The 13,913-nt window shown below is 60.5% G+C and carries 14 protein-coding genes and 4 pseudogenes; 9 read left to right on the top strand and 9 right to left on the bottom strand.

From position 1 onward, the window contains the following. Positions 1-548: 548 nt before the first annotated feature. Both ACO06F_RS16780 and ACO06F_RS16775 read right to left on the bottom strand, forming a co-directional pair. Positions 549-938, bottom strand: a complete 390-nt coding sequence (locus ACO06F_RS16780; RefSeq protein ID WP_421693875.1) for a DUF3768 domain-containing protein — start codon at positions 936-938, stop codon at positions 549-551. A gap of 701 nt (positions 939-1,639) precedes the next feature. Then, on the bottom strand, positions 1,640-1,969 hold the full coding sequence (locus ACO06F_RS16775) for a hypothetical protein (RefSeq protein ID WP_421696743.1): 330 nt from the start codon (positions 1,967-1,969) through the stop codon (positions 1,640-1,642). Between ACO06F_RS16775 and ACO06F_RS16770 the strand changes: the two are divergent. The 4 genes and pseudogenes from ACO06F_RS16770 to ACO06F_RS16755 all read left to right on the top strand — a co-directional run. Beyond that, positions 1,905-2,051: pseudogene (locus ACO06F_RS16770) on the top strand (metal ABC transporter permease); the annotation flags it as partial. The gene ACO06F_RS16775 and the pseudogene ACO06F_RS16770 sit on opposite strands and share 65 nt — an antisense overlap. Before the next feature lie 22 nt (positions 2,052-2,073). Further along, positions 2,074-2,778 (top strand): annotated as a pseudogene (locus tag ACO06F_RS16765) (metal ABC transporter permease). Continuing rightward, entirely contained in the window at positions 2,778-3,779 is a 1,002-nt protein-coding gene (locus ACO06F_RS16760) for a hypothetical protein (RefSeq protein ID WP_421693874.1), read from the top strand. Before ACO06F_RS16765 ends, ACO06F_RS16760 begins: the two are co-directional and overlap by 1 nt. Before the next feature lie 257 nt (positions 3,780-4,036). Then, a pseudogene (locus tag ACO06F_RS16755) lies at positions 4,037-4,375 on the top strand (hypothetical protein); the annotation flags it as partial. A gap of 38 nt (positions 4,376-4,413) precedes the next feature. Here ACO06F_RS16755 and ACO06F_RS16750 read toward each other — a convergent pair. From ACO06F_RS16750 to ACO06F_RS16730, 5 genes and pseudogenes are all read right to left on the bottom strand, one after another. After that, a pseudogene (locus tag ACO06F_RS16750) lies at positions 4,414-5,051 on the bottom strand (helix-turn-helix domain-containing protein); the annotation flags it as partial. A gap of 117 nt (positions 5,052-5,168) precedes the next feature. Next, on the bottom strand, positions 5,169-6,071 hold the full coding sequence (locus ACO06F_RS16745; protein ID WP_421693873.1) for a metal ABC transporter substrate-binding protein: 903 nt from the start codon (positions 6,069-6,071) through the stop codon (positions 5,169-5,171). 11 nt (positions 6,072-6,082) lie between these two features. Further along, positions 6,083-6,955, bottom strand: a complete 873-nt coding sequence (aztB, locus tag ACO06F_RS16740; RefSeq protein ID WP_421693872.1) for a zinc ABC transporter permease AztB — start codon at positions 6,953-6,955, stop codon at positions 6,083-6,085. Next, complete coding sequence (locus ACO06F_RS16735) at positions 6,952-7,701, bottom strand: metal ABC transporter ATP-binding protein (protein WP_421693871.1); 750 nt, start codon at positions 7,699-7,701, stop codon at positions 6,952-6,954. Before ACO06F_RS16735 ends, aztB begins: the two co-directional genes overlap by 4 nt. Positions 7,702-7,801: 100 nt before the next feature. Then, entirely contained in the window at positions 7,802-8,221 is a 420-nt protein-coding gene (locus tag ACO06F_RS16730; protein WP_421693870.1) for a Fur family transcriptional regulator, read from the bottom strand. A gap of 49 nt (positions 8,222-8,270) precedes the next feature. Here ACO06F_RS16730 and folE point away from each other — a divergent pair, with 49 nt between their 5' ends. From folE to ACO06F_RS16715, 3 genes are all read left to right on the top strand, one after another. Further along, the gene (folE, locus tag ACO06F_RS16725; RefSeq protein ID WP_421693869.1) at positions 8,271-8,867 is read left to right on the top strand and encodes a GTP cyclohydrolase I FolE; all 597 of its coding nucleotides are present in this window, start codon (positions 8,271-8,273) and stop codon (positions 8,865-8,867) included. A 92-nt stretch (positions 8,868-8,959) separates the two neighbouring features. Continuing rightward, positions 8,960-10,180 (top strand): zinc metallochaperone GTPase ZigA, encoded by a 1,221-nt coding sequence (gene zigA / locus ACO06F_RS16720; RefSeq protein WP_421693868.1) that lies wholly within the window; start codon positions 8,960-8,962, stop codon positions 10,178-10,180. Then, a complete protein-coding gene (locus ACO06F_RS16715; RefSeq protein WP_421693867.1) occupies positions 10,180-10,758 on the top strand; it encodes a DUF1826 domain-containing protein in 579 nt (192 codons plus the stop codon). Before zigA ends, ACO06F_RS16715 begins: the two co-directional genes overlap by 1 nt. Here the strand turns inward: ACO06F_RS16715 and ACO06F_RS16710 are convergent. Together ACO06F_RS16710 and ACO06F_RS16705 are read right to left on the bottom strand one after the other, a co-directional pair. After that, positions 10,699-10,899: a transposase gene (locus ACO06F_RS16710; RefSeq protein ID WP_421693866.1), complete on the bottom strand. Its 201-nt coding sequence runs from the start codon at positions 10,897-10,899 to the stop codon at positions 10,699-10,701. The genes ACO06F_RS16715 and ACO06F_RS16710 overlap by 60 nt on opposite strands. 125 nt (positions 10,900-11,024) lie before the next feature. Next, on the bottom strand, positions 11,025-11,936 hold the full coding sequence (locus ACO06F_RS16705; RefSeq protein WP_421693865.1) for a LysR family transcriptional regulator: 912 nt from the start codon (positions 11,934-11,936) through the stop codon (positions 11,025-11,027). Between the two features lie 88 nt (positions 11,937-12,024). Between ACO06F_RS16705 and ACO06F_RS16700 the strand changes: the two genes are divergently transcribed. After that, positions 12,025-12,837 carry a phytanoyl-CoA dioxygenase family protein gene (locus ACO06F_RS16700; RefSeq protein ID WP_421693864.1) on the top strand — a complete coding sequence of 271 codons (813 nt, stop codon included), beginning with the start codon at positions 12,025-12,027 and terminating at the stop codon, positions 12,835-12,837. A gap of 125 nt (positions 12,838-12,962) precedes the next feature. Further along, positions 12,963-13,844, top strand: coding sequence for an ABC transporter substrate-binding protein (locus tag ACO06F_RS16695; RefSeq protein ID WP_421693863.1), 882 nt, complete (start codon positions 12,963-12,965; stop codon positions 13,842-13,844). Positions 13,845-13,913 lie beyond the last annotated feature (69 nt).

Here is a 13,913-nt window from a genome sequence, read left to right as displayed (position 1 = left end):
GAGCCCTGGATTCAGTCCGAGCCTGAAACAAATGCACCGCAAGCGGTGCCACCGCACCAAACCACGCGCCCGCAGACAACGCTTGAAGCAAGTCATTCGTTTGATTGATAAGTCCTGGTAGCCCAACCTTCATCACAGCGTGACCCTGTCCTGCCAGTGTTATCAGCATCCCGGGAAAGACAATTGCCGTCGTGCGCCAGCATAGCAAAGGGCGAGGACCGAAGCACTTAACAAGACGAGCGCGCGGCTTCCCTGGAGGAGGAACACTTCACCAACCGAGGTCGCTGTCATGACATCCCACAGGTTGGAGACGTGCAGGACATCGCCCCACCCTTCCCCCAAGATTGCGGTCTGCACGGGAACGGTGAGCACCACCATCACCGTCGCGGCCGTCGTGCGGGCCGCGAAGACGAAGAAACCGGCTTCCTAGGAAGACTCCTAGTGGAATGCCTTTTGCCTGGCAGAGATCGGCGTCCCGCGTTTTTAGTCCGCTAGTGAACTCAGGCCCCTGATCGCCCACTACGAGTCGGCTCACCCGGGGCAAGGTGTCAGTATTCATGGCCAAGCATCACTGTGAGAATGCAAAGGGTGACCTTGGGATTGGCCGGGTCAGGTGAGAGGTAGGTCTGGGACCGGTCGCAGTAATCGATCTTCCAGATGATCCACTGGTCCGCGACCTCGATCACGGAACAGTCATGTTCCCCCCATGGGTCATTGTCGTCGGTAAAGTCCGCAAAGCTGGCCACCGCCTTTAGCACTTGGCGTGCCGTCTCGGGCGGCAGGCCAGCGATCCCTGCCGTCACCCGCCAGACCCCGCCATGGCCGTGGCGGCGTAGGTGGTCGTTGAGTTCCCGGATCTTAGTCCGGCGCTGCCGTTCTTCCTTCTCGGAACGCTCCAACTCAGCTGCAGGCATGGGGGTGCTATCGTTGTCCGTCATGACGGGATTCCGTTGTTCAGTGTGGTTGATGTGAATGTGCGGGAAAGGCCGGTCCTCAAGGGACCGGAGGGCTTGGACCGGGATCGCCGCAGGCTGAGGTCTAGCGAGGTGCTAGAGCAGTCTCATGAGGCGGCGCTGGGCTACACCGTCGCCTTCGATGTATCGTTCGGTGGTGTTGATCGAGCGGTGGACCGCCAGCAGCTGCACGTCTCTCAACGATCCCCCTGCCCTGTGCACGAGCTTGGCGGCATATCAAGCGTTTCTCCATTCCTCAAAAGCTCGTCGCCTATCTCGGTCTGAATCCCAGTGTCTATTAATCTGGCGAAGGGCCCGCCCAGCACGGGCGGATCACGGAGCAAGGCCGCAGCCACGCGCGGATTATGTTGGTTGAAACCGCATGGGCTGCCGCCAGGTCGCCAAACCCCCCGGCGTGCCGTCTTCCGGCGCATTGCAGCAAGGCGCGGTCAGCACATCGCTGCGGCCGCAAGTGCACGCAAACTGGCAACCATCATTTGGCAGATGCTGACCAGGAAAGAAGACCATATCTGAGGCCGCCCCGGCCTGACGGCCCACAAATTCCGTACCGTTGAACTGCGCGCCGGACTTCCGGCAGAGCATGACCGGCACGGATCCGCCTACGATTACAATATTCCGAAGAAGAGAGCTGCCGAACGACGCAACTGTGAAGCGGCGGAGGCCGATTACGGCACCTTCACATCCAACTGGCATACCCGATCTAGGTCACGTTCAATCAAGGCTGTGGAAAATAGCACATGAACTCGTGATCTGATCTTCCCAACAACATCCGTGTCCGTCGGCTTGCCGGACCGAGAGAAGTCGAGGATCACGTCGCGGCGATCGGACAGGTGGAAGAGGTCAATACCTCGCCCGTCCTGTCGCGGCTCTATAGCGCACCCATCGACGTCATCAGAGTAGAGGGCCGCATCTTCATCCTGTCCGGCGGCTATGAAGTCGACAAGAACGCCCATTCTCACGAGCATGATCATCACCATGCTGCAATATGACTTCATGCGCACGGCCCTCCTGGCCGCCGGGATCGTGGCAATCGCCGCGGGCACGGTTGGCTATTTCCTGGTCCTGCGCGGCCAGACCTTCGCAGGCCACGCCCTCGCCCATGTGGGATTCACGGGAGCGACGGGCGCGGTTCTCGTGCGGGCCGCCGCTGGCGGGGTTGGTGCTTCTCAACGTTGCCGTCGGCATCTGTGTGGGCCTCTTTGCCGACAAGCTCGCCAACCGCGATGTAGAAATCGGCATCGTGCTGGCCTTCTCGCTCGGGCTCGGCCTGCTGTTCCTGCATTTCTTCACCTCCTTTGCGACCCAGGCCACAAGCCTGCTGTTCGGCAATATCCTCGCCGTCACGGCCCGGACCGTCTAGATCCTCAATGCCCTGGGACTCGCTTGTCTGGCGACGATGGCTGTCATTTCGAGGCCGCTGCTGTTCGTCAGCTTGTAGCCTGAGCTGGCGGTCGCCAAGGGCGTCAACGCGCGCCTCCTCTCGGTTGTCTTCATGGCGGTGGTGGCCCTGGCGATTGCTCAATGCACTCAGATCGTTGGAGTGCTATTGGTCGTTTCCCTCATTGTGGGTCCGGCAGTCTCCGCCCAGCGGTTGACCACAGGTGTCGTATCTGGGATTATTCTCTCGGCGGGCATCGCCCTAGTCGCAGCCTGGGCCGGTTTAACGCTCGCCCATTATACGGATAGGCCCGCAAGCTTCTGGATAACAGCCTTGAGCACGGCGATCTTCTCATGGCTGCGTCCACATCGGCCTGGCGGAGCCGCTGGGTCTCTACATAGAACGAAGAGGAAGCGTTTGCTGTGATGGGACGAAGGACGACAGTCAGACTAGCCTGCTTTCTATCGGTGTTTGCCGCGCTGTTTGTTTTCCTCGCGTCAACCGGGCGAGCCACTGCCGCACAGAGCCAGGCGATTCCCGCGTGGCTGAATGCCTATGTCGGCGATGAGGACGGCAAGATTTCGCTGGTCGTCCTCCAGCGTGCCCGGGAGTTCTTTCTTAAGAAGGCAAGGGCCGGCGACGTGCGAAACCCCTGCTATTTCGCCATGGATGCCACCCGGCCAAGCGACCTGGGCAATGATCAGCTGGGCCGCCGGTTCTATGTGATCTGCGAGGCAGACAAATCCTTCCGCGCCATTGCTTCGGGCCACGGCAGCGGGCGAAACCTCAAGGGATACGCGGATTTCGCCAATGGGCGGCGATGCGCCAAGAATTTCGGCAATGCACTCGACTCCAACCTCACCACAGGAGGCGAATATGAAACGGCTGAGGAGAAAACATCCTTCAAGGGGTATTATCGCACGGCATCCGGAAAGGACGAGGCCTATGTGCGCTCCTTCATCCAGTTCGATGGCGATGGCGAGACGAGCACGGCGCGGAAGCGGGCAATCGGAGGCCATCCAGCACAAGTTCTCAGAGGATTATGCATGAAGAAAATGCCAGACAGTCCCTATGCGAAGGATGATGGCCTGGTGCCGGTCGGAAAGCTGGTGGACTACGCCGGCGGCCGCAGCAATGGCTGCACCAGCTGGAGCGCTGCGGACGCCAAATGGTTAATGCCGCTGATCCGGGAAAACCCGACCACGCTCTATGTCTATCCCCAATCGAGCGATGTTCAGGCCGTGGCGAGAGCCGTCAAATCGCGGCGATCTCCCGCTCAGCAGGGCCTCTACTGGAACGCCTCCTGCCTCAGCGAAATCGGCGCGCCGCGCTTTTGGCCGGCTGATGAACTGGGGCCGGTCATTGCCCGCTACGAAGTCGCCCATCCCACGCCCGAGCCCAAACCTCTGCCCCTCTGCAAGCCCTGACATTTCTGGTCCGTCATAACACCGGGAATCTGTCGTAGCTGACATGACTATCTCTTGCTAGGCGCAGCAGAATAGCGCCGCCTCACAAATTCGCCGTGATTTGACCGTCAATCCATCTGCAGCTGAAGGCGGATTCGAACACCCATGATCCTTGGCGACACTGATTGCTGTTAGACGCTTGTCCGCTGTCATTGCATGTTTCGTCCCATAGGAGTTTTCAGCAACGCGAAGGGTCTGGTTGAGGGGTACTTCTCCACATGACTGCCACGGCTGACCTGATGCGTGCGCTCTGGATCCTACTCGCCTTGATGCTGGCCGCTGGCGTCATTGCACAGACGGCAGACAAGACTACCGCTTCGGAACAGGCGACAATCAAGCGGAGGCAGCTTCTCGTGCCGCCGAAGAATGAAGACGGAACCATCGAGGTGACACCCACCCTTGAGGACCCTGTGATCTGGGCTCGTGACGAGCAGCAGAATTTCCACGGTACACTTGCAAACATGCTGAAGAGCATGAGGGGACCCGCCGGCCTCTCAGCAGGATGGACCTTGATGCTGTTGAGCTTCTTCTATGGCATTTTTCACGGGGCGGGGCCGGACCACGGCAAGGCGCTCATCTCCACATGGCTGATTGCGACCGCCAGCTCCCGGGGCGACAGGTCCGGCTCGTCGAGGGCCAGGTCCTTGACCTTTTCCCGAACCTCGTCCGGGATGCGGTTCCAAACCTTTTCGGACAGTGGGCGACGGTCCTCCAGGGCCTCAAACCCGCCGGTGAGATAGCGGTCATACCAGCGGTAGAAGGTCTGCCGAGGAATGCCGAGCTTCTCCAGCGTCCGCAGCACCGGGAGGTGCGACTGCTCAACAAGCTGGATGATCTCCAGCTTCTCGGAGGCGGGATATCTCATTCCTCGTCTCCCCCATCCGCGATCATGCTTCTTTTTAGTAGGCGATTTTCCAGCGTGAGGTCGGCCACCAGGACCTTCATGTCCCGCACCTCACGGCGAAGATCCTTGACCTCACCGCTAGTTGCCGACCGGGCCGTAGCGCCCGCAAGGCGTTTCTTCCCAGCCTCCAGGAACTCCTTCGACCAGCTGTAATACAGGCTCTCGGCAATGCCCTCCCGTCGGCAGAGCTCGGCGATGCTGTATTCGCCCCGCAGCCCCTCCAGCACGATGCGGATCTTCTCCTCGGCCGAATGGTGCTTCCTGGTGGCCCGGCGGATGTCCTTCACAATCTGCTCGGGCGTCGCCCGCGTCTCGGATTTCTGTCTCATCTGCGCTTCTCCTAACGAGCTACGTTGAGCCAGATATCCTCCCTTCCTCAAGTCACCCGGTTTGTCTCAAGAGTGCTGATGCTGGACAGGTGATGGGGATCTGTTACATTTGCAGCCTCACGAACCTGCCATGGCCGGAACGAGAAGCGAGATATTATGTTTGAACATGTCGAGATATGTTCCCCCACCTTCGCCCTTCTCTGATAGGGCATCGGCATAGAGTGCGCCGCCGGGCTTCACGCCCGTCTCCTTAGCAATCTGCTCGATCAATCTCGGATCGCTCATATTCTCAACGAAGAGAGCTGTGACGCCTTCCTTTCGAACCTGCTCGATCAGCTTTGCGACGTCGGCCGCAGAAGCTTCGCTTTCCGTGCTGATTCCCTCCGGCGCCAAAAACGTGACGCCATAGGCCGCGCCGAAATAGCCAAAGGCATCGTGGCTGGTAATGACCTTGCGCTTGGCTTCCGGCACGGTGGCGATCTTGGCCTTGACTTCGGCGTCACGCGCGGAGATCTCCGCCGCGTAGGTTGCGGCATTCTTCTTGAACGTGTCGCAATCAGCGGCGTCGGCCTTGCACAGGCCCTCTGCGATGTTGTTCACATAGACGAGGCCATTCGAAAGGTTCTGCCAGGCATGAGGATCGGTTTCCTCCGCACCCTCCTCCATCATGGTGCGCGGCGTGATGCCTGTGCTTGCCACGACGGTTTCGCCCTTGAAGCCCGTCGATTCGACCAGCCGCTCCATCCAGCCCTCAAACCCGAGGCCGTTGACGAAAAACACCTGGGTCGCTGCAAGGGCAGTGGCATCCGCCGGCTTGGGTTCATACACATGTGTGTCGGAATTCGGGCCAACGATGGTCGTCACCTCTACGAGGTCACCGCCCACCCGGCTGACCATGTCGCCCAGGATGGAGAAACTCGCGACCGCCTTGACCTTGCCGTCCGCGAATGCCGACGGGGCAGAAACCAGCGCCAGGCCAACGGCGGTTACGGCCAGCAGGCTTCTCAATGAAACACTCATGATCGTCTCCTTCATGCAATGCGATGACGTGTTGGGGTGAAGCGTGACCGGATGATGCCCTGCGGCGCGGCCACAAGGGACAGCGCATAGGCAACGCCGGCCGTAAGAATGATGGAGGGTCCGGATGCGACACTGGCATGGTAGGAGACCAGCAGCCCCACAAAGCCGGAAACCATGCCGATCGCCGCCGCCAGGACGCACATGCTCTCGAGCCTGCGGCACCACAGCCGGGCCGATAATGCAGGCAGCATCATCAGGCCCACCGCAAGCAGAGTGCCGAGCGCCTGGAAGCCGCCGACAAGATTGAGGACGACAAGCGCCAGGAACAGGAAATGCACCGCCGGGCCGATCCGGCTGACGGAGCCCAGAAACACCGGATCCATGCACTCGGCGACGAGCGGACGCCAGATTACGGCGAGGGTGAGGAGCGTGATAGTGGCGACCCAGGCAATCAGCTCAAGCGCCCCGTTATTGAGCGCCAAAACAGTACCGAAGAGAATATGCATCAGGTCGACGTTCGATCCCTTGAGGCTGATGAGCAGAACGCCAAGAGCGAGGGAGACGAGGTAGAAGCCTGCGAGGCTCGCATCCTCCCGCTGGATCGTGAGGCGCGAGACAGCACCAGAGAGGAGCGCCACGCAGAGCCCCGCCACGATGCCGCCGGCCGTCATGGGCAGCAGGGCGAGGCCCGAGACCAGGAAGCCGATGGCAGCACCCGGTAGAATGGCATGCGCCATGGCGTCACCGGTCAGGCTCATGCGGCGCAGCATCAGAAAAACACCAATTGGGCAGGCCGAGAGCGAGAGCACCGTGGCGCCCACCAGAGCCCGGCGCATGAAGGCATAGTCAGTGAAGGGGGAGACGAGGAGATCATAGAGCGTCATGCCGCGTTCTCCTCGCACCATGGGGCATTCTCGTCCCATGCCTCGTTCATGCGGCGCGCCTTGAGCAGGTTTGCCGGGTTCAATGCATCTTCGGAGCGCCCCCAGGCGACCGGCTCGCGTGCCAGAACCAGCGAGTCCGGAAAGTGCGAGCGGATGAGATCGGCATCATGCAGCACCGCAATGATGGTGCGCCGCTCGGCATGCCAGCGGTGGATGAGGGACAGCAGGTCTTTCACGGTCCGGGCATCGATGGCGGAGAACGGCTCATCGAGCAGAATGACCTTTGCGTCCTGCAGCAGCACGCGCGCGAAAAGCGACCTTTGCAGCTGCCCGCCCGACAGCGATCCGATGGGCCGTCCCTCGAAGCCGCCAAGCCCCACGGCCTCGAGCGCCGTGGCGATCTCCGCGCGCTGCGCCTTGCCGACGGCAGAGAAAAAGCCAGTCCGCCGTACGAGCCCCAGTGAGACGAGATCATGAACCGAGGCTGGAAAACTGCGGTCGATCTCCTGCGCCTGGGGAAGATAGGCGATGTCCCGCACATCGAGATCGGGACGCTCGATCGAGCCGCTGAGCGGCTTCAGCAAGCCCATCAACCCCTTCAGGAGTGTCGACTTGCCGGAGCCGTTGGGTCCGAAGATCGCCGTCATGGAGCCCGCCTCGAAAGCGCCGTCGAGGTGGTGAACGGCCGGGTGCCCATCATATCCCAGCGTGACGTCGGTGAGGCGGAAATGGGACGCGGCCGTCATTGCATCACCGCGAGAATGGCAACCCAGATCGCAACCGTCAGCGCGGCGGCCACCAGCAGGCGCAGCAAGGCGCCAGCATCGAGAACGGGAGAGTGGATTTTCACGAGGATTTTTCTCCTGTCGATGCGCAGTGCGTGCAGAGGCCCCGCAGCTCGATGCTGGCCAGCTGAATCTCGAAGCCACCGTCTGCGGGGCGAAGCGCGCCGAGGGCAGGTCCGGGATCGAATTCGCAGGTGGAGCCACAGCGATCGCAGATATAGAAGCCCGCCGGCGTGCTGTGCGCCTCGCAGCGGCAGACCACGAAGGCATTGAGGCTTTCGATGCGGTGCACGCGGTTCTTGGCGATCAGCTGCCCCAGCGCGCGGTAGACCTGCACAGCCGCCTTGATCCTGGTGTCCCGGAGGGCCGCGAGAATCTCATAAGCGGACATGGAACGGGCGGCGTTGCGCAGCGCGTCGTAAACCTGTTCCTCATTGCGGGAGAGCGCAGCTGGTGTGGCTGGAGTTTTGATAGACAGCATGGCAGTGAATTGTTATGTTATAACATATCAGAAGTCAATCGAGTCTCTCATGTCCTTGAATCTCCTTAGTCAACAGCCAGACTCCATCGTCACCCGCGCCGAGGCGATCGCCGCCGTGCACACCCTCATCCGCTGGGCGGGCGACGACCCCAACCGCGAAGGGCTGCGGGATACGCCGGCGCGGGTGGCCGCTGCCTACGAAGAGTTCTTCTCGGGCTATCGCGAATCTCCCGAAGTGGTTCTGGCAACCGGCTTCGAGGACGTCGCGGGCTATCGCGGCATGGTGCTGGTCAAGTCGATCCGCCTGCAGTCGCATTGCGAGCACCACATCGTGCCGATCCTCGGCACCGCCCATGTCGCCTACCTGCCCGGCGGCCGCCTTGTCGGCATTTCGAAGATCGCCCGCCTCGTGGACATTCTCGGCCGAAGGCTCCAGACGCAGGAAACTCTCACCGCCCAGATCGCGGCCGCGCTGACATCGGCCTTGAAGCCGCGCGGCACCGCCGTGTGGATCGAGGCGAGCCATCAGTGCATGACCACGCGCGGCATCCGCATGCCGGGCGTCTCCACGGTGACCTCTCAATTCACCGGCGCCTTCGAGACGGATGCATCCCTCAAGACCGAATTCCTCGCGGCCATCAGATGACGCCGCTGGCCCCGAGTCTGAACACAGGTGGCGCAGCCTTCGAAAGCCAACCTCCAGATCACCACTGCCAACTCAAACGGGACTGACTCACCATGCCTCAACGTTCTTCAACGGATCGCCTGCCCGTCACCGTCCTGTCCGGCTTTCTCGGCGCCGGAAAGACCACGCTTCTCAACCATGTTCTGAACAACCGTGAGGGCCTCAGGGCCGCCGTCATCGTGAATGACATGAGCGAGGTCAACATCGATGCGAGCCTCGTGCGCGACGGCGGATCGAACCTCTCGCGCACCGACGAGCAGCTGGTCGAGATGTCCAATGGCTGCATCTGCTGCACGCTGCGCGACGATCTCCTGCGCGAAGTCGCACGGCTTGCCGATGAGGGCCGTTTCGACTGCCTCCTGATCGAAAGCACGGGCATCTCCGAACCGCTTCCCGTAGCCGCCACCTTCGAGTTCCGTGATGAGGATGGCCACAGCCTGTCGGACGTGGCGCGTCTCGACAGCATGGTGACCGTGGTCGATGCCGCCAATCTGCTCAAGGACTATGGCTCGGCAGACTTTCTCGCCACCAGAGGCCTCGCCCTGGGTGACACGGACGAGCGTACCCTCGTCAACCTGTTGGTCGATCAGATCGAGTTCGCCGATACGATCATCCTCAACAAGGTCTCGACAACGAGCGAGGCGGAGCGCAAGGCCGCCCGCAGCATCGTGAAGGCCCTCAATCCGGACGCGCGGCTGATCGAAACGGATTTCTCGCGCGTGCCATTGTCCGAGATCCTCGGCACCAACCGCTTCGACTTCGAGAAGGCGCATCAGAATCCGATCTGGTTCAAGGAACTCAACGGCTTTCGAGACCATGTTCCGGAAAGCCTCGAATACGGCATCAAGAGCTTCGTCTACCGTGAAGGCCGGCCCTTCGACCCCAGGGCGTTCAAGGCCTTCCTCGACGCGTCCTGGCTCGGCGTCATTCGTGCCAAGGGCTTCTTCTGGCTGGCAACGCGGCCTGAATGGGTGGGAGAGGTCAGCCAGGCCGGCGCTCTTGTCAGAACCGAGGCCGCCGGCTTCTGGTGGGCCGCCATCCAGAAGCAGTCCTGGCCCCAGGAACCCGACTGGGAAGCGTGGATCGCAAAGCGCTGGGATCCGGTCTGGGGCGACAGGCGCCAGGAAATCGTGTTCATCGGCACCGGCATGGACGAAGCTGCCATTCGGGCGCAGCTCGATCGCTGCCTGATCCCGGCCGCGAAACCGGATTTTGCCGCCTGGGCACATCTGCCAGACCCTTTTCCGGTGTGGCGGAAGAAGGAAGCCGCCTGATGGCTGCGAAGTTCGAGCTCACATCCATTCCGCTGGGTCTCGTGCCCTTCCTCCTGAGGCAGCGGGCGCTTCCCGCGCCCATCCGCTTTCTCCTGCGCGAGAACCTTCCGCTGCTGCCGGAGCATGTCAGGATCGAAGGGTCGGTCGAGGGGCTCGCGGAGAGCCTCGTGGCCGGCCTGCCGCCCACGCTGGATCCGTCGCTGCGCGACTGGCTGGCTGCCGACATCGAAGCCTGTGCAAGAAGGCTGTGTGACATGGCAGAATCAGATTGCGCATCTGTTCGGCTGGAAAAGGCCACCGACCGCACCTGCCCCCGGTTTCACGTCGACTCAGTGACGATGCGCCTGCTCTGCACCTATTGCGGACCGGGCACCGAGTGGGCAGACGCGAACACGGCCTACTCGGTCAATTTTGGTGAGCCCTTTGACGAGATGCTGATCCATCAGGTCCCAACAGAAGCGATCGTGATCTACGGCGGCGCGAACGCTTCAGCAGAACTGCACCCCTTGTGGCACCGATCACCTGCCGTTCCGGGAGGCGAGACCAGACTGCTGCTCTGCATCGATCCTGTCCCCTAAGCCGCTGTACTTTTTCCGCCATCGGTAGTAGGTCTGCTGCGAAACACCGGCCTTGCGGCATACGTCCTCGATACCGGCGCCGTCATCGACTTGCTTCAAGATGAAGGTATTCTGCTGCTCGCTGAACCTCGATACTTTCATGGTCCTTCCTCGCTTTGCCTGCCTGGCACATTACGAGAAATCCTCACTTTGGACGGTCCAGTTTGTCGGAAGCAGTCACCAGTTGGCGCGGCACAACTAATCCACGGGAGAGGAGTTGACCTCTCTCACGCTTGGGTATTCTCATCTCCGCTGAATGCCAATTCCTGAATACAGTTTAGAACTTCGTGCATGGGCGTAATCCCAACCCCTCGGTTGATGAGGACGATTGGCTCCACGGCAAATTCGTCACCGATAGGTAAGCCGACGATCGGCTTGCCGTCGTCTGTTATCCGTCCGAGGGGATTGGTGTAGCTAATTCCAGTTCCTTCGCCGTTGGCTGCAAGGCTTCGCATAAGCTCGATCGAGGCAGCACGATGCCGGACCACCGGCAACTGCCCAACGCGTCTAAACAGGCCGATCATGTGCTGCATTGAAAGGTCGTGGTCTGACAAGATCAGGGGACGTTCGGCCAACTCGGAGAGCGAGATATTTGGACGGCGCGCGAACGGGTCGTCCCATCCAACCCAAGCTCGCGGCACAACGTTCAAGAAATGATCGCGGCGAAAGTCGGCACCGAGACCAAGGTCATAGGTCAAGCCGATGTCTATTCGGCCGTCTCTCGACGCCTCGACGAGAGCGGAAAAGCCCATGGGATAGGCGACAAAGTCCACAAGTGGAAGCGTGGCCTGCAGGTGCACAGTGATCGGCGCTAGCCATCGCGGGGCAAGCTCGGACAAAATGCCGAGTGCGACGCGCGCCTTACCGCGACCCGCCAATGCACCGGGTAGCTCTAGCGCCTCGGCTTTGGTGATGAGCGCTTCCGCCTCGCGCAGAAAGAGGTGTCCGAATGACGTGGGCGTGATCCGCACCCCTTTGCGGCGAAGGAAAATATGCTCTCCGATCCTCGTCTCCACCTGGGCTATGGCTACGGACAACGCGGGCTGAGAGACATTCAGGTGGGCCGATGCCAGAGCAAGGCTGCCTGCCTTGCCGACGGCGACGATGTATTCCAGCTGGCGCAATGTAACGTGAAGCATTTCACTATATCAGGCTTCCGATGATATTACTGGAAACTATATCTTATCACCAGCAACCTCAAGCCCCAGGAAACGCAGAGAGGACGCTATGACCCATCCACTGGTCAATCTGGAAATGATCGAAAGCTATCAGCGGTACGGTGTTGTGCTGGTGCGCGGTTTGTTCAAAGAGCACGTCGAAACACTGCGCAGAGGCGTAGAAGTCAACATGACCAGCCCTGGCCCCTACGCTGCCGAGAACCTGAAAGCGGGCGAAGGGGGGCGATTCTTCGACGATTACTGCAACTGGCAGCGCATCGCCGAGTTTGAGAGGGTGATCCGCAGTTCACCGGCTGCCGAAGTCGCAGCAGACTTGATGCAATCGCAAAGCGTCCAGTTGTTTCACGATCACGTATTAGTAAAGGAACCTGGAACCTCTAAGCCAACGCCGTGGCACCAGGACGGACCTTACTATTTCGTCAAGGGCCGCCAGACGATCAGTTTCTGGTCCCCCCTTGACCCAGTGCGCGAGGCCTCCTTGCGCTGTGTGGCCGGGTCTCACCGCTGGCAGCGAGAGGTGCTGCCAAAGCGCTGGTTGGCGGACACCAGCTTCTATCCCGATCCTTCGCTATACATGCCAGTGCCTGATCCTGACGCCGAAGGCATGGATATCCGTGAGTGGGAAATGGAGCCCGGGGATGCGGTAGCGTTCGATTTCCAAACGTTGCACGGAGCGCGCGGGAACGAAACCACCCAGCGTCGACGTGCCTTTAGTCTTCGGTTGGTCGGCGACGATGCGCGCTTTATCGAGCGTCCAAGCCGCACCTCGCCTCCGTTTCCCGGGCATGGAATGCTGAACGGTCAGCGCCTACGCGAAGACTGGTTCCCCACGTTGTTGAACCGCACGCAGCATCTGCCATAGGGTATAACTATTTGGAATTGATTTGGCTGATGTTGATATTGGACTGCATAGATTTGCGTCTCTATTCTCTGCCGCAGTGATGCCGGACCAACCGGTGCTCTGCAAAAAAAGAGGGGAAATCTACCATGCTAGCCAAGACCTACATTACGGCCGCACTTCTGCTTCACTGCGTTTCAGGCGTAGCTTGGGCCGAAGGATTTGACACCAACGGAATCAAGGTGAACCAGGAACTTGCGGCCCGTGTACCGATGAAGATCCGTGAAGCCGGCGTCTTGGTCGGCGGATCAGACAATGCTTACGCGCCCTGGTCCTATCTGGCTGGCGAGGACGGCCAGACGCCAGAGGGGATCGATGTCGATATCGGCGATGCTATCGCCGCAAAGTGGGGGTTAAAGTACGAAAGCCGCACCGCGCCGTTCGACTCGATCCTGCCGGCCCTCGGCTCCAAGTACGATATTGGCATCAATGCTTTCAGTGTAACGAACGAGCGGATGAAGGTCGTCAACTTTGTCACTTACTTCGTATCAACCAGCCTTTGGGCAGTCAAGTCGGGCAACCCGACAGGTTTTGATCCCGAAAACATATGCGGCACCAATTTGGCCTTGCAGACCGGCACCTGGCACGAAGAGCAAGTTACCCTCATCAACAATGAATGCGTTGCAGCGGGGAAGCCAGCAATCACCATCCTTCCCTTCGGCCTTCAGACTGAGGCACTGACACGGGTCGCAGCTGGCGGTGCCGATGCCACGATCTCGGGTGACAGCCAGATCGCATTGGCCGTCAAAAATTCGGAGGGTACCCTTGAAACCATGAAAGCTTTTGGTGTCATGGGCGAAAGCGGCGTCAACGGGATACCTGTGCCCAAGGATGACATGGAGTTGACGCAACTCGTCGCCGACACTTTGAATGATCTCATCGCAGATGGCACTTACGCCAAACTGATGGCTGCATGGGGGCTTACGGTGACCATCGACAAGGCCGAAATCAATCCAAAGGTCGCCTACTGACCAAAGGGACAAGCTGGTGACCAGGTCAAGAACTCCGGACGGTCGGCGCACTCCCGCCGACGTTGCGGA

The sequence above is a fragment of the Aestuariivirga sp. genome, assembly GCF_965227715.1.
Lineage (GTDB): Bacteria > Pseudomonadota > Alphaproteobacteria > Rhizobiales > Aestuariivirgaceae > Aestuariivirga.
The sequence above is the reverse complement of the archived record's forward strand: the minus strand, read 5'-3'. Positions and strand labels throughout refer to the sequence as shown.